Origin of the sequence: Rhizobium sp. 862_C5_N1_2 (assembly GCF_051811205.1) — a bacterium.
GTDB lineage: Bacteria > Pseudomonadota > Alphaproteobacteria > Rhizobiales > Rhizobiaceae > Rhizobium > Rhizobium leguminosarum.
In genome coordinates, this window is record NZ_JBPWPT010000001.1 from 4,058,866 (window position 1) to 4,079,222 (window position 20,357).

Sequence of the window (20,357 nt, forward strand, 5' to 3'; positions counted from 1 at the left end):
GCTTTGGCGGCGATCTCAAGTCTCTCCCGAAAGTCGGATATGAGGCCGTCATATCCCGTTAGGCTGGGAGGCTTGTGAAAATACTCAGCGCCTAAGCGGAGCTTACTTGTTTTTCAGCAGCCACATCTTGCCGGCCATCGTGATGCCGTAGACGTCTTTTGTTGCGTCGTCATCCAGATGCCGCCGCTCCAGAAAACCCGGCTCCTTCAACTCGCCCAGCGTCTTGGCAGTGACCGATTTTATTTTCTGAGGCCGCTCTTTCCACCGGTCAGTTTTTGCGTAAGTCACCGTCGCGTTCTCGTGCGTCCATTTATTGGCTGGCTGAGGATAAAGGTCTCCATCCCTGGCGAGTTTAAGTGCGGCGATCTGGGACGGCGTAAGCTCAATCATACTAAAAGATCCTGTGCGGGCGGTGTTTGCGCTGGGAACGCGCTGTTACCAAAGGCGTGCTCATAACACCGACAGACGACTTTCACCACTGCATTGAAATATTCGTGCCACAAAAGGCGAAAACCCGGCTCGTCGGAACCAGGCTTCGTCCTTATCGCACATTTTTTCGTTAATTGCAGCGCCGGACCGTCTTGGTGACCTCGCCTTCGTCGGTCTGTCGGGTGACGCTCCTGGTTTCGCAGCCGTTATCGCGATAGCGGCGGTGCTCACGTTCGCGCACGGCACCGAAAGTGACGCCACGCTCGCTGATGGTGATACCGGGTCGTACCCGCTCGTGACGATAGCCGTCGTCATAGGAACGCTCCCTGACATAGACGCTGTCGGCAAGAACAGGCGCTGCAAACGAGAAGGCGGCAAGGGCCGCCACAGTACAGTTCAAGATCATCTTTCGCATGTCGTTCTCCTTTCTTGATGAAAGGGCAACGAGGCAAGACACAAGTGGTTCCAACATCGTGACGGCCCGACCGGGCTACGAAAGAGGCCCGCGCCTACAACGCAACGCATCTTTTTAGACCTGAGAAGGACGCTTTAACATTTGGAATTGCAGCATTATTCTATCCTACCCGCCAAAATGAGAGCGAAGGGCCCCGAACAGTAGCCGGTCATCCAAATCAACTGTTTAATTTTGCTTGCGCTTCGTCCAAAGTGGCCGCCGCTATCACCAGAGAGGGCGGACGTGCATCAGGAAGTAGGACTTATCGCGACGGTCGCCGTCAGTTTCGTTTTCGCGGCGGTCCTGGGCTATGCCGCCGACCGGCTTCGGCTGCCGCCACTGGTCGGTTACCTGATGGCGGGCATCCTGATGGGGCCGTTCACGCCGGGCTTTGTCGCCGATACCGCCCTTGCCAGCCAGCTCGCCGAGATGGGCGTCATTCTTCTGATGTTTGGCGTCGGCCTGCATTTTTCCGCCTCCGACCTGCTTGCCGTGCGCGGCATCGCCGTGCCTGGCGCGATCGGGCGGATTATCCTCGCCACCCTGTTGGGCATCGGCCTTTGCAAACTCTGGGGCTGGAGCCTCGGCGCCGGCATCGTCCTCGGCCTCAGCCTGTCGGTCGCGAGCACCGTCGTGCTTCTGAAGGCGCTGGAGGAGCGCAATCTCGTCAACGCGGCAAGCGGACGCGTCGCCGTCGGCTGGCTGATCGTCGAGGATCTGGTAATGGTGCTGGCGCTGGTGCTGCTGCCGGCGCTGGCAGAGCTTCTGGGTGGTAACGCCGCCGATACGACCAATCACGGCCTCGGCGACCTGCCACTGATGCTGACGATCGGGCTGACGCTGCTGAAGGTGGCGGCCTTCGCCGCCATGGCGATCTTCCTCGGGCCTCGCATCGTGCCCTGGCTGCTGACGATGATCGCCCGCACCGGCTCGCGCGAACTCTTTACGCTGACGGTGCTGGCGATCGCACTCGGCATCGCCTTCGGTTCGGCGGCGATCTTCGGCGTCTCCTTTGCGCTCGGCGCATTTTTCGCCGGCGTTGTCATGAGCGAATCCCAGCTCAGCCACCGGGCGGCGGCCGACTCGCTGCCGTTGCAGAATGCCTTCTCCGTGCTGTTCTTCGTCTCCGTCGGCATGCTTTTCGATCCCTCGATCCTGGTGCGCCAGCCTCTGGCCGTGATCGGCGCACTGGCGCTCGTGATCCTCGGCAAGGGCATCATCACCTTCCTCATCGTCATCCTGCTCAGATATCCGATCAGCATGGGGCTGACATTGGCCGGCGGCCTTGCCCAGATCGGCGAGTTTTCCTTCATCCTCGCCGGTCTCGGCGTCTCACTCGGGCTCCTGCCGCATGAGGGCCAGGATCTGATCCTGGCTGCCGCGATCCTGTCGATCACGCTCAACCCAATCGTGATCTTCGCGACCGACGGCCTGAAGAAATACATCCATTCGAAATGGCCCTCCCTCTGGGAAAGCTACGGCAGGAGCAGGCAGAAGGCGCTCGGCAAAGAACTGGAAAAGATCAGGGCGCTCGGCGAAGAGCGCGAGCGCCAGCATCAACTGAAGATGCAGCAGCTGATCGAGACGTTCCCGCTGTTCTCCGAGGTCGACGAGGACGCACAGGAGGAGCTGCTGCTGCTCTTCAAGGCGAAATCCGCACCGCCCGGCGAACGCGTCATCCGCCGCGGCGACCGGGGCGATAGCATGTATTTCATCTCCTCCGGCGCGGTGGAAGTGCGGCTCGCCAGTGGCGCGATCCGCCTGGAGCCAGGCGCCTTTTTCGGGGAAATGGCGCTACTGACCGGCGGACGGCGCACAGCCGACGTCATCGCCGTCGACTTCTGCCAGTTCGAGGTGCTCGAACGGCGCGACTTCAATATGTTCATGTCGCACCATCCACATCTGCGCGCCGCGGTTAGCGAAATGGCCCAGAAGCGAACGGAAATGAACGTCCTGCGTCAGCAATGGGAAAAGTCGATGGACCTGTCCTGACACAAACATCACTCCTTTCAGCGGCAATCACGCTGCCGTGATTGCTTCAGCCCGCCGGCCAATAGCCATCGGAGCGGAAATCCTCCGGGATCGGATCGAGCCGCGACAATGTCTCGGCTGCGAAATCGATCTGCAGCGACAAGTATTTAAGAGATGCCAGCATCGGCACGCCGGTCGCGAATTCCCGGATGCGGGACAGATGATAACCGCTCTCGCTGATCCGCCGCGCAGCCTCCCGGCGCACGTCGTCTTTGCTTGGTCCGCGCCGCTCTTCGGACCAGTCATCCATTTGCGCCGCCTGCCCACGGCCGCCTTCAATCACTTTGAACATTCTCTTGCCACCCTGCACGTCGACCCCAACTAGCTTGCCGCAGAATGGCCGATTCGCAATCCCGTGAAATCTTGGGAGAGGCGCCGATTCCCCGCATCACGAAAATTTTTGGACGGCGGTGGCAGGAAGGACACGGGCGAGCATTTACAGCGCCGCGCACGGCCCCTAAAGCTCTTTTGCACTGCAACAGGAAGGAAACGGAATGCTCCGCAGACTTTACGACTGGACCATGTCTTTGGCCTCGCGCAAATCGGCCGAAGTCTGGCTCGCCGTCATCGCCTTCGTCGAAAGCTCCGTCTTTCTCGTCCCCGCCGATGTACTCTTTCTGCCGATGGCGCTTGCCAAGCCGGAACGGTCCTATCGCTATGCGTTGATTGCAACCGTCGCCTCCGTGCTCGGCGGCATCGCCGGCTGGGCGCTCGGCTATTACGCCTATGAGACGGTCGCGCGGCCGATCCTGGAATTCTACGGCAAGTTCGAAGCCTTCGAGCAGATGAAGGCCTATGTCACCTACGAGTGGATCCTGCTGCTGCTTGTCACCTCGGGTCTTGCGCATCTGCCGCCGATCAAGATCGTCACCATCCTGTCCGGCGTCATCCACGTCAATCTGGGGCTTTTCATCGTCTCGGCGATCGTCGCGCGCGGCGCGCGTTTCCTCTTCCTCGCCTGGCTGCTGCGCCGCTACGGCGAGCCGATCCGTGATTTCATCGAAAAGCGGCTCGGCCAGATCGTCGGTATCGGTGCCGCCGCCGTGATCGTGTTATATCCCGCCTACCGCTATCTCGCTCACTAGGCGAGAATGATTTTTAGCCGAATAGGCCTGAAATCTGATTTCGCATCTCATGCTCTACCAACGTCGCGGAGTTCCGCCATGACTGCCACTTCCTCGCCGCTCGCCCGCCCCGGCTTTATCTATTCCATGTTGCTGGCCATCGGCATGGCGGCCGCAGTCGGCACCGCGCTCGGCTTCCAGTATATCGGCGGCTATATTCCCTGCGCGCTCTGCCTGTTGCAGCGCCAGCCCTATTATTACGCCATCCCGATCGCAATCCTGGCCGCCATCTCCGAGCTCGTCGGCCTGCCGAACTGGATCACCCGGGCGCTGATTCTCGCGGCCGGCATCCTGATGCTGGTGACGGCAGGCATGGGTGTTTATCACGCTGGCGTCGAATGGCACTTCTGGCCGGGTCCGGCCACCTGCTCGACGACGGCAAGCAGCATGACGACCAATGCTGGCGATCTGCTCGGTGAACTCAACACCATCAAGGGCCCGTCCTGCACCGATGCGGCGCTGCGGGTGCTCGGCCTGTCTTTTGCGGGCTGGAATGTGATTGCCGGAATCCTGCTCGCCGCCTTCGCCTTTGTCGGCGTTCGCAAGGCGGCCTCGTAAAATTGTCCAGCAATTCAAAGCGCTGCAGCGTCCGCTGCGCGTCTGAAAGGACGCGCAACGCGTAGGCCGTTCGATCAGGGCTGCAGTTCGGTATCCCAGTAGAGATAGTCGAGCCAGCTTTCATGCAGATAGTTCGGCGGGAACAGCCGGCCGTTATTGTGCAGATCCTGCACCGTCGGCTGATAGGGCTTCTGCGCCGGGAACATGCCTGCCTGCTTCGGAAGCTTGCTGCCCTTGCGCAGATTGCAGGGCGAGCAGGCTGCCACGACATTTTCCCAGGTGGTCTCGCCGCCATGGGCGCGCGGGGTGACGTGGTCGAAGGTCAGGTCGTCATGGGCGCCGCAATACTGGCACTCGAACCGGTCGCGCAGGAAGACGTTGAACCGGGTGAAAGCGGGATTGCGGGACGGCTGAACGTAAGTCTTCAGGCACACGACACTCGGAAGACGCATCGAAAAGCTCGGCGAAGAAACCGAATGTTCATATTCTGCTATGATGTTCACACGGTCGAGAAATACCGCCTTGATCGCGTCCTGCCAGGACCACAACGACAAGGGGTAATAACTCAGCGGCCGGTAGTCAGCGTTCAGGACGAGCGCCGGCAGGGCCTGTGGGGAGACTGCAATCGTCAAGGGACTCTCCTGATCGATTCGGCATCTGCACCTGTATATTAGGCCGGTTGTTACAGGATTGTGAAGTCCAATAAATTCAGAGGATAAAGGCAATTTGAAGAGTGTTGCCGATCAGCCGATCGGCACCATGTCGCGGCGCATCTTCGTGGCGTAGTAGGCCCAGAAAAGCCGTGCCGCCACCGAGCGCCACGGCGACCAGACTTCCGAAAGCTGGGCAAGCGCCTTCGCCTGCGGCCGTGCCGCAAGACCGAATGCCGCCCCGACGGCATTCTGCAGCGCGACATCGCCGGCCGGGAAAACATCGGCATGGCCGCCGCAAAACATCAGATAGACCTCTGCCGTCCATGGTCCGACGCCCTTCAACGCCGTCAGTTCGCCAAGCGCCTCGCCCGGCGGTTTCAGGCAGAGCCCGGAGAGATCGAGACGGCCGGAGGCGACCGCTTCGGCGATCCGTGACAGCGTCTCGGCCTTGGCGCGCGACAGGCCGAATTCGCGCCATGCCTCGGCGTGAAGCAGTGCGTAACCTTCGGCCGTCAGCGAACCGTCCGCCGGCAGCATGCGCCGCCAGATCGCGTCGGCGCTGGCGCGCGACACCATCTGCGAGACGATGATATGGGCAAGGCCGGCAAAGCCGGGCTCGCGCAATCGCAGTGGAATAGGCCCGGCCTCCGCGACGATCGGCGCAAGGCGCGGATCGAGGCGAAGCAACGCTTCGAGCCCCTGCCTGACATCGTCTTCGTTGCGGATGATCTGCACTTTGCCTCGCAGTGGTTCAAAAACCGAATCCATGGCAGAAGAAAGCATGACCACGAGTGAGCGTCAAAAACCCGTCTTTCGTTTTGCGCCGAGCCCCAACGGACCGCTGCATCTCGGACATGCCCTCTCGGCCCTGCTGAACCGCGACATGGCGGAGGCCGAACAAGGCCGCCTGCTGCTGCGCATCGAGGATATCGACCAGACGCGCTGCACTCCCGAGTTCGAGGCCGGCATCCATAGGGATCTCGAATGGCTTGATATCAGTTGGGAGAGCCCGGTGCGGCGCCAGTCGGAACATTTCCCCGAATATCAGGCGGCGCTGCACACGCTGATCGAGCGCGGGCTGGTCTATCCGGCCTTTCTGACGCGCGGCGAGGTGAAGGCGCGCATCGTTGCCTACGAGGCAGCGGGTGATCCCTGGCCGCGCGATCCCGACGGCACGCCGCATTATCCCGCAATTGATCGCGAGCGTCCGGCAGACGAATGGCGAGACATGCTGACCTCGGGGAAGAAACATGCCTGGCGACTCGATATGCGCAAAGCGCTCGACCTGATCGGCGAGCTGCTGTTCTGGACGGAAACCGGCGACGGCAGGACAGGTGAGATCGCCGCCGAGCCCGACGTCTGGGGCGACGTCATCCTGTCGCGCTCGGATGCGCCATCCAGCTATCATCTGTCGGTGGTCATCGACGATGGGCTGCAGGGCGTCACCCACGTCGTGCGTGGGCTCGACCTCTTCCACGCGACATCGGTGCACCGGCTGTTGCAGGTGCTGCTCGGCCTGCCGCAGCCGGTCTATCACCATCATCGTCTCGTTCTCGACGCCGACGGCCGCAAGCTTTCGAAAAGCCAAGGCGACAGCGGGCTTGGCGAATTGCGTGCCCGGGGCATGTCAGGGGCGGATGTTCGCCGCCTTGTCGGGCTCTGATTGCCTTTCGACACGCTCTCTGCCGACGATCGAAAGCGTGTGGGAGAACATCCGGAAGACGCGGAACTTGATCAGCGCCGCATTGATCTCCGCGCCGATGATGAAGATGACGCCGACCATGTAGAGGAAGATCAGCACGATCATGACAGAGGCGAGACCGGCATAGGTTGCCGTATAGTTGGCGAAGGTCGCGAGATAATAGGCAAAGATCAGCGCGCCGGCGAGCCAGAGAAGCAGCGTCAGCAAGACGCCGGGAATGACGTCGAAGACCCGTCGCTTGCCGGCCGGCAGCCAGAGATGCATGACTAGCAGTCCGACCGTCAGAACCACCAGCGTGCCATAGATGCGCCAGCTGAAGACGATATCGAGCGTATCGGCAAACAGCGGAAACCACTTCCTGGAATAATCGAGCGCCAGCGGCAGGGCGACGAGCAGAATGCTGATCGCCGTGAAGATGATAACTGCGATCAGCACGTAGCCCAGGCTGGCGAGACGCGTGAAATACCAGGGCCGCGTTTCCTGCACCCGGTAGGCGCGATTGAGCGAGATGCGCAGCGCCTCGACGCCGTTCGAGGCGAAATAGGCGGCCGCCAGCACCGAGATCGTCAGCAGCCCGCCGCGCGGAATGGTCAGCACCTGCAGCACCTGGTCGGCAAGCGGCTTGGCGATCGCCTCGGGCCAGGTGTCGAAGATCAGGTGGATGGCGGTCGAGGAAAACTGATCGGCGCCGAGGAAGCTTGCAAGCGCCGTGCCGAAGATCAGGAAGGGAAAAACCGCAAGCAGGCTCGACAGCGCCACGTGACTTGCCATGGCGAAGCCGTCGTCCTCGACCATGTGACAGATCGCGTCATAGATCACGTCGTAGATCGTGCGCAGCACCTTCAGCATTCCGTCTCCGGCTTTCCAGATTGTATCCTCTGGCCGAATATGGGAAACGAGTCCCATTTTGTACAGGAATCATTCCATGGCGGAGCAGCGCACCATCGTCGTGACCGGATGTTCGTCCGGTATCGGCGCTCATTGCGCACGGGCGCTGAAAGCCGATGGTTGGCGTGTCTTCGCGACGGTGCGCAAGCCGGACGATCTCAAGGGGTTGGAAGCGGAGGGCATCGAAGCCTTCCTGATGGACTATGCCAGGACCGAGACGATTTCCGACCTGGTCGGCGCAGTTCTGGAACGCAGCGGCGGTCGTATCGACGCGCTCTTCAATAACGGCGCCTACGGCCAGCCGGGCGCCGTCGAGGATCTATCGACGGCAACGCTGCGCGCGCAGTTCGAGGCGAATTTCTTCGGCTGGCACGAGCTGACGCGGCAGATCATTCCGCTGATGCGCAAACGCGGAGAGGGGAGGATCGTGCAATGTTCGTCGATCCTCGGCATTGTCCCCTATCGCTTTCGCGGCGCCTACACCGCTTCCAAATTCGCGCTGGAAGGTATCAGCATCACCCTGCGCATGGAGCTGCAGGGCAGTGGCATCCATGTCAGCCTGATCGAGCCGGGACCGATCGCCACGCGGTTCACCGCCAATGCGCTCGCCAAGATCAAGGAGCATATCGATCTCGAGAATTCGCCGCACGCAGTCGATTACACCAGACAACTGGCGAGACTCGACGGATCGGGGCCGGTCAACCGCCATAAGCTCGGCCCGGAAGCGGTCTATTCCGTATTGAAACACGCATTGAACTCGAAAAATCCGAGGCCACATTATCCTGTAACGACTCCGGCTAAGCAGGGCATGTTCCTGAAGCGGCTGCTTCCGGCAGACCTCTTCTACCGCCTGATGCGCTGGACGGACTGACTGAGAAAGCAGAACGCTATGTCCACGGTCACCTATATCCTCGCAATCATCGTCATGGGCGTCGTCGCCCTCGTCCTGATCCGCGGTCTCTTCAACATGATGAAGGGCGGCGATGCCAACCGTTCCAACAAGCTGATGCAGCTTCGTGTGCTGTTGCAGGCGATCGCCGTCGTCCTGATCATGCTGACGCTCTGGCTGACCGGCGGCGGCCGCCCGACCTGACCGGACTTCAAGGGGGAAACCATGGTCAAGCTCAACAAGATCTACACGAAAACAGGCGATGACGGCACGACCGGGCTGGTTTCCGGCCCGCGCCGGCTAAAAGACGATCTGCGCGTCGAGGCCTACGGCACGATCGATGAGGCCAATTCCGCGATCGGCCTGGCGCGGCTGCACACGGCCGGCTTGCCCGAACTCGACGCCATGCTGATGTCGATCCAGAACGATCTCTTCGATCTCGGCGCCGATCTCGCCACCCCTGACACCGGTGAGCCACCGACCTACGAGCCGCTACGGATCGCCGAGACGCAGGTCGACCGCGTCGAGCACGATATCGACCTGCTGAACGCCGGGCTGGAGCCGCTGAAATCCTTCATCCTGCCAGGCGGCAGCCCGGCTGCCGCCCATCTGCATCTTGCCCGCACGATTGCGCGGCGCGCCGAGCGTTTGATGGTCGCGCTTACCCGCACCGACGGCGAAATCGTCGGCGAGCCGGCGATGAAATACGTCAACCGCCTCTCCGATTTCCTCTTCGTCGCCGCGCGTCATGCAAATGACCAGGGCCATGCGGATGTACTTTGGGTTCCGGGAAAAAACAGATAGGCTTGCCGCGTTCACGATCGCCGGGGGGCCTTTATGTTCATACCACTTCACGATGCCAATACGCTGAAATATATCAAGGTTCAGTGGGTGACGCTCACACTGATCGCGCTGAATATCGCGGTCTGGCTTTTGACCAGCCTGGAGAGCGAACAGGCAGCCCAGGCGACGACCGTCGGGCTCGGCTACATCCCGGCGATTGCCTTCGGCCATGCGATGCTGGCGCAGGGACTCGAAATCGTGCCGGAACCGCTGACCTACCTCACCTATGCCTTCGTCCACACCGGCTTCTGGCATCTGGCCGGCAACATGATCTTCCTCTGGGTCTTCGGCGACAATGTCGAGGATGCGATGGGACATCTGCGCTTCCTGATTTTCTATCTCGTTTGCGCCGCCGCCGGCGCGCTTTGCCACGGCCTGCTGACCATGACCTCGGAAGCGCCGCTGGTCGGCGCATCGGGGGCGGTCTCCGGCGTCGTTGCCGCCTATGTCTTGCTGCATCCACGCGTCAGGGTCTGGGTGCTGGTGTTTTTCCGTGTGCCGTTGCCCCTGCCGGCCTTCGTGCCGCTGCTTCTGTGGATCGGGCAGCAGTTCTTCATGCTGGCGATCGCACCTGACGGCGACGTTTCCTGGGGCGCGCATGTCGGCGGCATCCTTGCCGGGGCTTTCCTGATCCTGGTGTTGCGCCGACCTGGTGTGCCGCTCTTCGACCGGCAGATCGTCACGCCCCGCGCCGTCAGAAACGACACAGGCGCCGGCCCGGCCATCGCAGCCGGCACGGACGGGCGGACGGCACAGCGATTTCCCTGGGGCCGTCGCTGACGACAATATTGACGTGAACGTAAACGTCCATATATTGCCGAGGCAAATTGCCTGTCGGCGTCATGGAAGCGTTGAATTTGGAGGAAAAACGCGTATCCATGTCGCCATTCGACAATCGGAGCGGCGCCCAAGCGCGCATTTTCTAAAAAGCCTCTGAAGCCAGTTTCTCCTGAAGGAAGGACCCCATGAAGATACTCGTCCCAGTCAAACGGGTTGTCGACTACAACGTGAAGATCCGGGTGAAGCCGGATGGCACGGGTGTCGAGCTTGCCAATGTGAAGATGTCGATGAACCCGTTCGACGAGATCTCGGTGGAAGAGGCGTTGCGGCTGAAGGAAGCCGGCAAGGCCGAGGAAGTGGTCGTGGTGTCGATCGGTCCCGCCAAGGCCGAGGAGACGCTGCGCACCGCACTTGCCATGGGCGCCGACCGGGCGATCCTGGTCGAGACCGACGATCAGATCGAGCCGCTCACTGTCGCCAAGATCCTCAAGGCTGTGGCCGATGCCGAACAGCCCGGCCTGATCATCGTCGGCAAGCAGGCGATCGATGACGACAGCAACCAGACCGGCCAGATGCTGGCGGCGCTGCTGGGCATGCCCCAAGCGACCTTCGCCTCGAAGATCGAGATCGGTGACGGCAAGGCTCAGGTGACCCGCGAAGTCGATGGCGGCCTGCAGACGATCGAGATCAAGCTGCCGGCGGTCGTCACCACGGATCTGCGCTTGAACGAACCGCGTTATGCCTCGCTGCCGAATATCATGAAGGCGAAGAAGAAGCCGCTCGACAAGAAGAGCCCGGCAGATTTCGGCGTGTCGACCACGCCGCGCCTCAAGGTCTTGAAGACCGAGGAACCGTCGGGCCGCAAGGCCGGCGTCAAGGTCAAGTCGGTCGCCGAACTCATCGACAAGCTCAAAAACGAAGCCGGCGTGCTGTAATCAGGTTGGAACAGGAACCATCATCATGACCATTCTTCTTCTGGCTGACCACGACAATGCAAGCCTGTCCGACCAGACCGCCAAGACGCTGACGGCCGCAACCAAGATCGGCGGCGATATTCACATTCTCGTTGCCGGCAAGGCTGCCAAACCCGCTGCCGATGCGGCTGCCAAGCTTGCCGGCGTCTCCAAGGTGCTGCTCGCCGAAAGCGACGAACTCGCCAATAATCTGGCCGAACCGCTGGCTGACCTGATCGTCTCGCTGGCGGGAAGCTACGACACGATCATCTCGGCCGCCACCTCGGTCGGCAAGAACGTGCTGCCGCGGGTGGCAGCCCTGCTCGATGTCGCCCAGGTCTCCGAGATCATCGAGGTGATCTCTGCTGACACCTTCAAACGGCCGATCTATGCCGGCAATGCCATTCAGACGGTGCAGGCGACCGATGCCAAAAAGGTAATCACCGTGCGCACCGCATCCTTCGCCTCTTCGCCGGAAGGTGGTTCGGCCACCGTCGAGGCGATCCCGGCGGCTTCCGATCCGGGGCTGTCGACCTTCGTCAGGGACGCGCTGTCGGCCTCCGACCGTCCGGAACTGACGTCTGCCAAGATCATTATCTCCGGCGGCCGGGCACTCGGCTCTGCCGAGAAGTTCAGGGAGGTCATCCTGCCGCTCGCCGACAAGCTCGGTGCCGCCGTCGGTGCATCCCGTGCGGCCGTTGATGCCGGTTATGCGCCCAACGACTGGCAGGTCGGCCAGACCGGCAAGGTGGTGGCGCCGCAGCTCTATATCGCCTGCGGCATTTCAGGCGCCATCCAGCATCTGGCTGGCATGAAGGATTCGAAGGTCATCGTCGCCATCAACAAGGACGAGGAGGCGCCGATCTTCCAGGTCGCCGACTACGGATTGGTCGCCGATCTCTTCGACGCCCTGCCGGAATTGCAAAAGGCGCTCTGACCGCGCCAAATGCTTTTCTTTCGCACTTGCGAATGACTGGAAAATTATCTTTTATCGGGCTACTACTGCTGCCGGGCGATCCTTCGTCCGGCAGTATTGCTAGAAAAATGCGGCGGCGCGGGGGCGAATGCCGTGCGGGGGTTTGGAGATGAATGCGGTGTTGAAGAATATTGGTATTATCGGTGCCGGTCAGATGGGCTGCGGCATCGCGCATGTTTCGGCCGCCGCAGGTTACAGGGTTCACATCTACGATCTCTCGCAGGACCGCATCGAATCTGGCCTTGCCACCATCAACGGCAACCTGGCGCGCCTGGTGACGAACGGCAAGATGACCGAAGAGGAGCGCAAGTCGACCTTGTCGCTCATCACAGGCTCGTCCGATGTCAATGATCTCGCCCCCTCCGATCTCGTCATCGAGGCCGCCACCGAGGATGAAACGGTCAAGCGCAAGATCTACACGCAGGTCTGTCCGGTCCTGAAGCCGGAAGCACTGCTTGCCACCAACACCTCTTCCCTGTCTATCACCCGGCTTGCTGCCGCCACCGACCGCCCCGAGCGCTTCATGGGCATACATTTCATGAACCCGGTGCCGGTGATGAAGCTGGTCGAACTGGTGCGCGGCATCGCGACCGACGAGAAGACCTTTTCCGCCGCCAAGGAATTCGTCGGAACTCTGGAAAAGACCATCACCGTCGCCGAGGATTTCCCTGCCTTCATCGTCAACCGCATCCTGCTGCCGATGATCAACGAAGCGATCTACACGCTCTATGAAGGCGTCGGCACGGTCGACGCCATCGATACGGCGATGAAGCTCGGCGCCAACCACCCGATGGGACCGCTGCAGCTTGCCGATTTCATCGGCCTCGACACCTGCCTCTCGATCATGCAGGTGCTGCATGACGGCCTGGCGGATTCGAAATATCGTCCCTGCCCGCTGCTGGTAAAATATGTCGAAGCCGGCTGGCTCGGACGCAAGTCCGGCCGCGGCTTCTATGACTATCGTGGCGAAGTGCCGGTCCCGACGCGGTAAGCGGCCATCACCTGAAAGGGCGAATAGACCGAGCGCCCGCTAAATGCTTTCCTTGCCGGGAACGGGAGGAAACGCCATGTCGACCGAAACACCCATGTTCCTGCTGCAATGCTGCGTCCTTATCGGAATCGCCGGCGTCTTTCTCATGAGAGGAGATGGGGACTCCTGATCAACGTCGTTACGACCCGATCGCACCCTTGATTAGCGCCTTCGCGTCTTCGCTATCCCACGCGGCCGGGCCGTTCATGGCGGAGATCAGGCAGCCCTTGTCGTTGAGCAGCAGCGTCACCGGAAGGCCGAAGGCAAGGCCTTCCTTCTTCAGGCTGTTGAACACGCCGATCGTATTGTCGCGGTAGAGCTGCAGCGCATCGACGCCGGTTTCAGCCAGGAACGTCTTCGGCTTCTCATCGTCGCCGGTGTCGATATTGACCGGCACGACCTGGAACCTGTCGCTACCCATCTCCTTTTCGAGTGCGTTCAGCGCCGGCATTTCCTCGCGGCAGGGCACGCACCAGGTGGCCCAGAGATTGAGAAGCACGGTCTTGCCGGCGAAATGATCGAGCGTCAGCGGCTTGCCATCCGGCCCGTTGAAGGAAACCGCCGTCAGCTTGCGCGGCTCGGTGGCGGCAACCATGGCGGCCACCTGCCCCTTCATGAGCGGTGCCAGATTGGCAGCACGCTCCTTCGCCAGCGAGCATTCGGCCGAAGCGCTGCTGCCGATCCCATTGCCAATCCCCTTCTCCTTCACGTATACCGCTGCCGCACCTGCAACGACACCTGCGACGGCGGCGATTGCGATCAATTTTCCGGACGGCAGGCCGAAGGGTTTTTTCGTCGTCATTTCATTCTCCAGGACGGGCATCTTCCATGGCCGAGAACAACACGGACACCAAATCCTCCAACCAGATGTGGGGTGGGCGCTTCGCCTCCGGCCCGGACGCGATCATGGAGGAGATAAATGCCTCGATCGGTTTCGACAAGAAGCTATTCGCCCAGGACATCCGCGGTTCGATCGCCCACGCGACCATGCTTGCCCATCAGGCGATCATTTCATCAGACGATAAGGACAAGATCGTTCACGGGCTAAACACGATCCTGTCAGAAATCGAAAGCGGCAATTTCGAATTCTCGCGTCAGCTCGAAGACATCCACATGAATGTCGAGGCACGCCTGGCGACGCTGATCGGACCGGCCGCCGGCCGCCTGCACACCGCCCGCTCGCGCAATGATCAGGTGGCGCTCGACTTCCGCCTCTGGGTGAAGGAAGAGCTGCAGAAGACCGAGCAGATGCTGACCGGCCTGATCGCGGCCTTCCTCGACCGCGCCGAAGAACATGCCGAAAGCGTCATGCCGGGCTTCACCCATCTGCAGACCGCCCAGCCCGTTACCTTCGGCCATCACTGCATGGCCTATGTCGAAATGTTCGGCCGCGATCGCTCGCGCGTGCGCCACGCCATCGAGCATCTGGATGAAAGCCCCATCGGCGCCGCAGCCCTTGCCGGCACCGGCTATCCGATCGACCGCCACATGACAGCCAAGGCGCTCGGTTTCCGCGAGCCGACCCGCAACTCCATCGATACGGTCTCCGACCGCGATTTCGCCATCGAATTCCTGTCGATCGCGGCGATTGCGGGCATGCACCTGTCGCGTCTGGCAGAAGAGATCGTCATTTGGTCGACCCCGCAATTCGGATTCGTGCGTCTCTCCGACGCCTTCTCGACCGGCTCGTCGATCATGCCGCAGAAGAAGAATCCGGATGCCGCTGAACTGGTGCGCGCCAAGACCGGCCGCATCAACGGCTCGCTGGTGGCGCTGTTGACGATCATGAAGGGTCTGCCGCTCGCCTATTCCAAGGACATGCAGGAAGACAAGGAACAGGTCTTCGACGCAGCCGAGAGCCTGGAACTGGCAATCGCTGCCATGACCGGCATGGTGCGCGACATGACCATCAACACCGCGCGCATGAAGGCGGCGGCCGGCTCCGGCTATTCGACGGCGACCGATCTTGCCGACTGGCTGGTGCGCGAAGCCGGCCTCCCCTTCCGCGATGCCCATCACGTGACCGGCCGCGCCGTAGCACTCGCCGAAAGCAAGGGCTGCGACCTTGCCGAACTTCCGCTTTCCGATCTGCAGGCGATCCACCCCGACATCACCGACAAGGTCTACGACGTGCTGACCGTCGAGGCCTCGGTCGCCAGCCGCAAGAGCTTCGGCGGCACGGCGCCGTCCGAAGTGCGCAGGCAGATCGCCTTCTGGCGCGCCCGCAACTAAGAGATAGCCGGTCGGGCGAAGAGCCGCCACACCCTTCCTGCAGGCGGAAAGACCGTCCAACAATCAGGGTGCACAAGGCGGATAAACTTCGCTATGAAGATGTCCATCATTCGATATGGATGATGCCAGCACATGCCGCAGAAGAGGATATCCATGAAGAGCTTGCCGCATCTCATCCGCCTGACGGCGGTTCTCGTCGTCATCGGCCTTGCCGTTGCCGGATGCGGGCGCAAGGGCGACCTCGATCCGCCGAGTGCTGCGGCAACCAAGGAAGGCGACGTTTCCAAGCCGACGAAACAGCCGGGAACTGTCGACAAGCCCTTCCTTCTCGATCCCCTTCTTTAAGGCATAAGCCCGTGAACCATTTCGAGTACCGTGACGGCGTCCTTCATGCCGAGAACGTTCCCGTTCCCGAGATCGCCAAGGCGGTCGGCACACCTTTCTACGTCTATTCCACCGCGACGCTGGAACGCCACTACCGCGTCTTTTCGGAAGCCTTCGCCGACATGGACTCCATGGTCTGTTATGCGATGAAGGCGAATTCGAACCAGGCGGTGCTGAAGACGCTGGGCCGCCTCGGCGCCGGCATCGATGTCGTCTCGGAAGGCGAGCTGCGCCGCGCGCTTGCCGCCGATATTCCGGCGAGCCGCATCATGTTCTCAGGTGTCGGCAAGACGCCGTCCGAGATGGATTTTGCGCTTGAGGCCGGCATCTACTGCTTCAACGTCGAATCCGAGCCCGAGCTCGAGATCCTCAATCAGCGCGCCGTCAGCGCGGGCAAGAAAGCGCCGGTCTCCTTCCGCATCAACCCGGATGTGGATGCGAAGACGCATTCCAAGATCTCGACCGGCAAGAAGGAAAACAAGTTCGGCATCTCCTGGGAGCGCGCCCGCGCCATCTATGCCCATGCCGCCAAGCTGCCGGGCATCGAGGTTACCGGCATCGACATGCATATTGGCAGTCAGATCACGGAACTGCAGCCCTTCGACGACGCCTTCAAGTTGTTGCACGACCTTGTCGCGACGCTCCGCGCCGACGGCCACACCATCCACCACGTCGATATCGGCGGCGGCCTCGGCATCCCCTACAAGGACGACAACAATCCGCCGCCGCTGCCGGATGCCTATGCGGCAATCGTCAAGAACCAGCTGCGCGGCTTGGACTGCAAGATCATCACCGAGCCCGGCCGCCTGATCGTTGGCAATGCCGGTATCCTCGTGACCGAAGTCCTCTATGTGAAGGATGGCGGCGAAAAGACCTTCGTCATCGTCGACGGCGCGATGAACGACCTCATCCGCCCGACGCTCTACGAGGCCTATCACGAGATCCGGCCGGTAACAATTTCAGCGGCCAACGCCCCCCGCATCCGCGCCGACGTGGTCGGCCCCGTTTGCGAGACCGGCGATTATCTGGCGCTCGACCGCGAGATGGCGATGCCGAAGCCCGGCGACCTGATGGCCGTCAGCACTGCCGGCGCCTATGGTGCGGTCCAGGCCGGCACATATAACAGCCGCCTGCTGGTGCCCGAAGTTCTGGTCAGGGGCAGCGATTTCCATACGATTCGACCGCGCAGAACCTATGCCGAACTGATCAGCCTCGATTCCGTTCCGGCCTGGCTCGACTAGCGCATCGGCCCGAAAATCGGACGATTTTCGGAAAGCACGATGCGAGGATTGAAAGAGTTAGAGCGTCCTTTGTGCGTCCGAAAGGACGCACGGCGCTCTAAGCATGTCGCGCAAAAGTGCGCGGCGGTTTTCCGATAACGACATGGGTAAAACAAAGACCTAAAGCGCGCGAAGCAATCCGAAAGATCGCGACGCGCTTTAAGTCGCATCACTTTTTGGCGAATAACCGTGAAAAGCCAGTATTACTGGCCGCTCGCCCTCGCCTTCGCCACAAAGAGTGTTATCCTTTCGTTCATGAGCGTATTGCCCTGCAATCGCCGGAAGCGCCCTCTGTTCCAGAACGCCAGATCGCGGAGACCGGACCGATGACAAGCCCCTCGAGGCAGAAGAAAGGTGCATTTGCGTTCCGGCCCTCGCTTGCCCGGCTGGTGACGACGAAACGCGTGCTGGCGCGCATCGTGCTCTTTTTCGAGCAGCTGCTGCCGCCTCTGATGCCGGTACTATCCGTCATCGCCTTTTATCTCTCCGCCTCCTGGTTCGGTCTCTTCCGCAGCGTGCCGGACTGGCTGCGCATCCTGCTGCTCATCGCCTTTGCTGGCGCTTTTCTCGTCTCGCTCCTCCCCTTCCGCACCCTGCGCTGGCCGAGGAACGCAGAAGCCGACCGCATGCTGGAGGAGCGCAACGGCCTGCCGCACCAGCCGGTCACCGTCCAGGAAGACGAGCCGGCCTTTGATACGCCCTTTGGCCGAGCGCTCTGGCGCGAGCACCAGACGCGCATGGCCGAAAAGATCGCAGCACTCGATGCCGGACTGCCGCGGCCTGACATCGCCGCGCATGACCGTTTTGCGCTGCGCGCCGTCCCGGCGCTGCTGCTCGTCACGGCCTTCGGTTATTCGCTGTCGATCAACGGCGGCTCGATCCGCGACGCGTTGCAGGCAGCACCCGAGCAGGTGGTCAGCGATCCGGCGGTGCGCATCGACGCCTGGGTGACGCCGCCTTCCTATACCGGCCGCGCCCCGATCTATCTGACGGCTGACGGCAGCGAGCAGGCGCCGATCGGCATTCCGCAGTTTTCGGGCCTTACCGTACGGGTCAGCGGCGGAAAGACGGCCGAAAAAGTCGTGTTCCGCAAGGCCAACGGCGAGGCGCAGGATATATCAGTACAGGCGGATACCAAACCGCAGCAGACGGCGGCATCCGGAAGCGAGCAGCCGACGGCGGCACCTGCCAGCCAGGCTCTCGTCGCGCAGACGCATATGATGAAGCTCCAGGAAAACGGTGCACTTGAGGTCAACGGCCGGCGCTGGAGCTTCGAGGTGCTCCCCGACAAGGCGCCAGAAATTGCCTTCGACGGCCTGCCGAAGCGCAGCGTCAACGGCGCGCTTGAAATCGCCTTCACGGTCAAGGACGATTACGGGGTCCAGGAGGCGCATGCGGAGATCGTTCCCGTCGACACCGATCCGACGGCAACGCCGCTCTATCCGCTGCCGGAATACCGGCTGGATATTCCCCGCCGCAACGCCCGCGACGCCAAGGGTGTGACCAGCCGGAACCTGACCGAACATCCGCTTGCCGGCAAGCGCGTGCGCATCACGCTCGTTGCCAAGGATGCCGCAGGCCAGACCGGCCGCAGCCCGCCGTATGAGATGGCGCTGCCGTCGCGGCCCTTCAACGAGCCGCTTGCCGCGGCTGTCGCCGAAGAACGGCAGGTTTTCGCGCTCGATACGCGCAAGATGCCGCAGGCGATCGCGCTGAACGAGGCACTGACCATTCGTCCCGAGGAGACGATCCCCAAGCTCACCAACTATCTGCTCTTGGAATCCGCCTTGACGCGCATGAAACTTGCAAGGGGCGAGGATGCGCTGAAGGATACGGCCCAATATTTGTGGGAGATCGCCCTCGGCATGGAAGATGGCGATCTTTCGCTTGCCGAGCGCAAGCTGCGCGAAGCCCAGCAGAACCTCGCCGACGCGTTGGATCGCAACGCCCCGGACGCGGAGATCAAGAAGCTGATGGACGAGCTTCGCAAGGCGATGCAGGACTATATGACCGAGCTTGCCCAACGCATGCAGAACGCGCCGATGCAGCCGAACCAGAACGCGCAAAATATCCTGCGTCAGCAGGATCTGGAACGGATGATGGACCAGATCGAGAATCTCGCCCGCTCCGGCAATCGTGACGCCGCCCAGCAGATGCTGTCGGAATTGCAGCGGATGATGAACAACCTGCAGGCGGGCCGTCCACAGCGCGGCCAGCAGAGTCAGGAAAACAGCGAGGCCCGCAAGCAGATCGACAAGCTCGGCGAGATCCTGCGCGACCAACAGAAGCTGATGGAACAGACCTTCCGGCTCGACCAGCAGCTCAGGGACCGCATGCAGCGCGGCGAGCCTGATATGGGCGAGAACGATCCGCTGCTCGACGAGATGAACCCCGGAGAGAACGGCGAGCCTCAGGATCAGCAGCAGGGCCAGCAAGGCAAGGAAGGCCAGCAGCCCTCCGACCAGATGACAGCCGAGCAGCTGCGTGAGGCGCTAAAACAGCTGCGCGCCCAGCAGGATGCGCTCGGCAAGCAGCTCGGCGAATTGCAGAAGAGCCTCGGCGAGATGGGCATGAAGCCTGGCCCGGGCTTTGGCCAGGCGCAGCGTGAAATGGAGGGCGCCGGCCGTGAACTCGGCCAGGGCCGCGGCCAACCGGCCGTCGAGGGCCAGGGCCGCGCGTTGGAAGCGCTTCGCCAGGGCGCCCGCGACATGATGAACCAAATGATGCAGGCGCAGCAGGGCCAACAGGGTCAAGGTCCGAACGGCCAGGTTGGCCAGGGCGACCAGAACGACCGCGACCCACTCGGCCGGCCACGCCGGACCCAAGGGCCGGATTTCGGCGACAACAGCGTGAAGGTGCCCGACGAAATCGACGTTCAGCGGGCGCGAGAAATCCTTGACGCGATCCGGGAAAAGCTCGGCAACAATCCGCCGCAGGAAATGGAACGGCGCTATCTCGAGCGGCTGCTGGACATCCAGTAGCACCGCAACGCGATGGACAGCAGGCGCGTTAGAACAAGATCATTCCAGGCCGAACCGGCCTAAAGCATGTCGCGCAAAAGTGTGCAGCGGTTTTGCGATAACGACTTGCGTAAAAACAAAGACCTAAAGCGCAAGGCGCGAATCTGAAAGATGGCGACGCGCTTTAGAAT

General features: G+C 61.7%; 22 protein-coding genes. 15 read left to right on the plus strand and 7 right to left on the minus strand.

Translation table 11 applies throughout. The features are described 5' to 3' along the window. Positions 1-102 precede the first annotated feature (102 nt). On the minus strand, positions 103-390 hold the full coding sequence (locus ACD590_RS20065) for a hypothetical protein (RefSeq protein WP_012759154.1): 288 nt from the start codon (positions 388-390) through the stop codon (positions 103-105). A 169-nt stretch (positions 391-559) separates the two neighbouring features. Continuing rightward, positions 560-844 (minus strand): hypothetical protein, encoded by a 285-nt coding sequence (locus ACD590_RS20070; protein ID WP_439003225.1) that lies wholly within the window; start codon positions 842-844, stop codon positions 560-562. 282 nt (positions 845-1,126) lie between these two features. Here ACD590_RS20070 and ACD590_RS20075 point away from each other — a divergent pair, with 282 nt between their 5' ends. Next, on the plus strand, positions 1,127-2,875 hold the full coding sequence (locus ACD590_RS20075; RefSeq protein ID WP_018243766.1) for a cation:proton antiporter domain-containing protein: 1,749 nt from the start codon (positions 1,127-1,129) through the stop codon (positions 2,873-2,875). 46 nt (positions 2,876-2,921) lie between these two features. On the opposite strand, the gene ACD590_RS20080 is transcribed toward ACD590_RS20075, so the two are convergent. Next, on the minus strand, positions 2,922-3,206 hold the full coding sequence (locus ACD590_RS20080; protein ID WP_032980558.1) for a hypothetical protein: 285 nt from the start codon (positions 3,204-3,206) through the stop codon (positions 2,922-2,924). Between the two features lie 202 nt (positions 3,207-3,408). Here ACD590_RS20080 and ACD590_RS20085 point away from each other — a divergent pair, with 202 nt between their 5' ends. Together ACD590_RS20085 and ACD590_RS20090 are read left to right on the plus strand one after the other, a co-directional pair. After that, positions 3,409-3,999, plus strand: a complete 591-nt coding sequence (locus ACD590_RS20085) for a YqaA family protein (RefSeq protein ID WP_028734606.1) — start codon at positions 3,409-3,411, stop codon at positions 3,997-3,999. A 78-nt stretch (positions 4,000-4,077) separates the two neighbouring features. After that, positions 4,078-4,596 (plus strand): disulfide bond formation protein B, encoded by a 519-nt coding sequence (locus ACD590_RS20090; RefSeq protein WP_018243769.1) that lies wholly within the window; start codon positions 4,078-4,080, stop codon positions 4,594-4,596. 74 nt (positions 4,597-4,670) lie between these two features. On the opposite strand, the gene ACD590_RS20095 is transcribed toward ACD590_RS20090, so the two are convergent. After that, a complete protein-coding gene (locus ACD590_RS20095) occupies positions 4,671-5,228 on the minus strand; it encodes an HNH endonuclease (RefSeq protein WP_011653702.1) in 558 nt (185 codons plus the stop codon). Between the two features lie 111 nt (positions 5,229-5,339). Continuing rightward, positions 5,340-6,032: a DNA-3-methyladenine glycosylase family protein gene (locus ACD590_RS20100; RefSeq protein ID WP_028734605.1), complete on the minus strand. Its 693-nt coding sequence runs from the start codon at positions 6,030-6,032 to the stop codon at positions 5,340-5,342. Here ACD590_RS20100 and gluQRS point away from each other — a divergent pair. Next, complete coding sequence (gene gluQRS / locus ACD590_RS20105; RefSeq protein ID WP_439003226.1) at positions 6,031-6,912, plus strand: tRNA glutamyl-Q(34) synthetase GluQRS; 882 nt, start codon at positions 6,031-6,033, stop codon at positions 6,910-6,912. The two genes, ACD590_RS20100 and gluQRS, sit on opposite strands and share 2 nt — an antisense overlap. On the opposite strand, the gene ACD590_RS20110 is transcribed toward gluQRS, so the two are convergent. Beyond that, on the minus strand, positions 6,877-7,800 hold the full coding sequence (locus ACD590_RS20110; RefSeq protein WP_018243772.1) for a YihY/virulence factor BrkB family protein: 924 nt from the start codon (positions 7,798-7,800) through the stop codon (positions 6,877-6,879). The two genes, gluQRS and ACD590_RS20110, sit on opposite strands and share 36 nt — an antisense overlap. A 76-nt stretch (positions 7,801-7,876) precedes the next feature. Here ACD590_RS20110 and ACD590_RS20115 point away from each other — a divergent pair, with 76 nt between their 5' ends. The 7 genes from ACD590_RS20115 to ACD590_RS20145 all read left to right on the plus strand — a co-directional run bounded on the left by ACD590_RS20115 (position 7,877) and on the right by ACD590_RS20145 (position 13,271). Beyond that, a complete protein-coding gene (locus ACD590_RS20115; protein ID WP_168299368.1) occupies positions 7,877-8,710 on the plus strand; it encodes an SDR family oxidoreductase in 834 nt (277 codons plus the stop codon). 18 nt (positions 8,711-8,728) lie between these two features. Further along, entirely contained in the window at positions 8,729-8,932 is a 204-nt protein-coding gene (locus ACD590_RS20120; protein ID WP_018243774.1) for a twin transmembrane helix small protein, read from the plus strand. Positions 8,933-8,953: 21 nt separating this feature from the next. Beyond that, the gene (locus ACD590_RS20125) at positions 8,954-9,532 is read left to right on the plus strand and encodes a cob(I)yrinic acid a,c-diamide adenosyltransferase (RefSeq protein ID WP_028734603.1); all 579 of its coding nucleotides are present in this window, start codon (positions 8,954-8,956) and stop codon (positions 9,530-9,532) included. A gap of 33 nt (positions 9,533-9,565) precedes the next feature. Next, the gene (locus tag ACD590_RS20130; RefSeq protein WP_113543129.1) at positions 9,566-10,351 is read left to right on the plus strand and encodes a rhomboid family intramembrane serine protease; all 786 of its coding nucleotides are present in this window, start codon (positions 9,566-9,568) and stop codon (positions 10,349-10,351) included. A 185-nt stretch (positions 10,352-10,536) separates the two neighbouring features. Further along, the gene (locus tag ACD590_RS20135) at positions 10,537-11,286 is read left to right on the plus strand and encodes an electron transfer flavoprotein subunit beta/FixA family protein (RefSeq protein WP_027682661.1); all 750 of its coding nucleotides are present in this window, start codon (positions 10,537-10,539) and stop codon (positions 11,284-11,286) included. 25 nt (positions 11,287-11,311) lie between these two features. Beyond that, positions 11,312-12,241: an electron transfer flavoprotein subunit alpha/FixB family protein gene (locus ACD590_RS20140; protein WP_439003227.1), complete on the plus strand. Its 930-nt coding sequence runs from the start codon at positions 11,312-11,314 to the stop codon at positions 12,239-12,241. Positions 12,242-12,389: 148 nt separating this feature from the next. Continuing rightward, positions 12,390-13,271, plus strand: a complete 882-nt coding sequence (locus ACD590_RS20145; RefSeq protein ID WP_003543296.1) for a 3-hydroxybutyryl-CoA dehydrogenase — start codon at positions 12,390-12,392, stop codon at positions 13,269-13,271. Between the two features lie 178 nt (positions 13,272-13,449). Here ACD590_RS20145 and tlpA read toward each other — a convergent pair whose 3' ends face one another. After that, positions 13,450-14,112: a thiol:disulfide interchange protein TlpA gene (tlpA, locus tag ACD590_RS20150; RefSeq protein WP_439003228.1), complete on the minus strand. Its 663-nt coding sequence runs from the start codon at positions 14,110-14,112 to the stop codon at positions 13,450-13,452. A 26-nt stretch (positions 14,113-14,138) separates the two neighbouring features. On the opposite strand from tlpA, the gene argH reads away from it, so the two are divergent. The 4 genes from argH to ACD590_RS20170 all read left to right on the plus strand — a co-directional run bounded on the left by argH (position 14,139) and on the right by ACD590_RS20170 (position 20,187). Continuing rightward, positions 14,139-15,542, plus strand: coding sequence for an argininosuccinate lyase (gene argH, locus ACD590_RS20155; protein WP_018448101.1), 1,404 nt, complete (start codon positions 14,139-14,141; stop codon positions 15,540-15,542). Positions 15,543-15,674: 132 nt separating this feature from the next. Next, on the plus strand, positions 15,675-15,887 hold the full coding sequence (gene lptM, locus ACD590_RS20160; protein WP_439003229.1) for an LPS translocon maturation chaperone LptM: 213 nt from the start codon (positions 15,675-15,677) through the stop codon (positions 15,885-15,887). A gap of 11 nt (positions 15,888-15,898) precedes the next feature. Further along, positions 15,899-17,167: a diaminopimelate decarboxylase gene (gene lysA / locus ACD590_RS20165; protein WP_018243783.1), complete on the plus strand. Its 1,269-nt coding sequence runs from the start codon at positions 15,899-15,901 to the stop codon at positions 17,165-17,167. A 365-nt stretch (positions 17,168-17,532) separates the two neighbouring features. Beyond that, complete coding sequence (locus tag ACD590_RS20170; RefSeq protein WP_439003230.1) at positions 17,533-20,187, plus strand: TIGR02302 family protein; 2,655 nt, start codon at positions 17,533-17,535, stop codon at positions 20,185-20,187. Positions 20,188-20,357 lie beyond the last annotated feature (170 nt).

Excerpts from the sequence above, each read along its gene's own strand:
- ACD590_RS20065 (WP_012759154.1), bottom strand. The coding sequence starts at position 390 with ATGATTGAGCTTACGCCGTCCCAGATCGCCGCACTTAAACTCGCCAGG.
- ACD590_RS20070 (WP_439003225.1), bottom strand. The coding sequence starts at position 844 with ATGCGAAAGATGATCTTGAACTGTACTGTGGCGGCCCTTGCCGCCTTC.
- ACD590_RS20080 (WP_032980558.1), bottom strand. The coding sequence starts at position 3,206 with ATGTTCAAAGTGATTGAAGGCGGCCGTGGGCAGGCGGCGCAAATGGAT.
- ACD590_RS20085 (WP_028734606.1), top strand. The coding sequence starts at position 3,409 with ATGCTCCGCAGACTTTACGACTGGACCATGTCTTTGGCCTCGCGCAAA.
- ACD590_RS20090 (WP_018243769.1), top strand. The coding sequence starts at position 4,078 with ATGACTGCCACTTCCTCGCCGCTCGCCCGCCCCGGCTTTATCTATTCC.
- gluQRS (WP_439003226.1), top strand. The coding sequence starts at position 6,031 with ATGACCACGAGTGAGCGTCAAAAACCCGTCTTTCGTTTTGCGCCGAGC.
- ACD590_RS20100 (WP_028734605.1), bottom strand. The coding sequence starts at position 6,032 with ATGCTTTCTTCTGCCATGGATTCGGTTTTTGAACCACTGCGAGGCAAA.
- ACD590_RS20110 (WP_018243772.1), bottom strand. The coding sequence starts at position 7,800 with ATGCTGAAGGTGCTGCGCACGATCTACGACGTGATCTATGACGCGATC.
- ACD590_RS20115 (WP_168299368.1), top strand. The coding sequence starts at position 7,877 with ATGGCGGAGCAGCGCACCATCGTCGTGACCGGATGTTCGTCCGGTATC.
- ACD590_RS20120 (WP_018243774.1), top strand. The coding sequence starts at position 8,729 with ATGTCCACGGTCACCTATATCCTCGCAATCATCGTCATGGGCGTCGTC.
- ACD590_RS20125 (WP_028734603.1), top strand. The coding sequence starts at position 8,954 with ATGGTCAAGCTCAACAAGATCTACACGAAAACAGGCGATGACGGCACG.
- ACD590_RS20130 (WP_113543129.1), top strand. The coding sequence starts at position 9,566 with ATGTTCATACCACTTCACGATGCCAATACGCTGAAATATATCAAGGTT.
- ACD590_RS20135 (WP_027682661.1), top strand. The coding sequence starts at position 10,537 with ATGAAGATACTCGTCCCAGTCAAACGGGTTGTCGACTACAACGTGAAG.
- ACD590_RS20140 (WP_439003227.1), top strand. The coding sequence starts at position 11,312 with ATGACCATTCTTCTTCTGGCTGACCACGACAATGCAAGCCTGTCCGAC.
- ACD590_RS20145 (WP_003543296.1), top strand. The coding sequence starts at position 12,390 with ATGAATGCGGTGTTGAAGAATATTGGTATTATCGGTGCCGGTCAGATG.
- tlpA (WP_439003228.1), bottom strand. The coding sequence starts at position 14,112 with ATGACGACGAAAAAACCCTTCGGCCTGCCGTCCGGAAAATTGATCGCA.
- argH (WP_018448101.1), top strand. The coding sequence starts at position 14,139 with ATGGCCGAGAACAACACGGACACCAAATCCTCCAACCAGATGTGGGGT.
- lptM (WP_439003229.1), top strand. The coding sequence starts at position 15,675 with ATGCCGCAGAAGAGGATATCCATGAAGAGCTTGCCGCATCTCATCCGC.
- ACD590_RS20170 (WP_439003230.1), top strand. The coding sequence starts at position 17,533 with ATGACAAGCCCCTCGAGGCAGAAGAAAGGTGCATTTGCGTTCCGGCCC.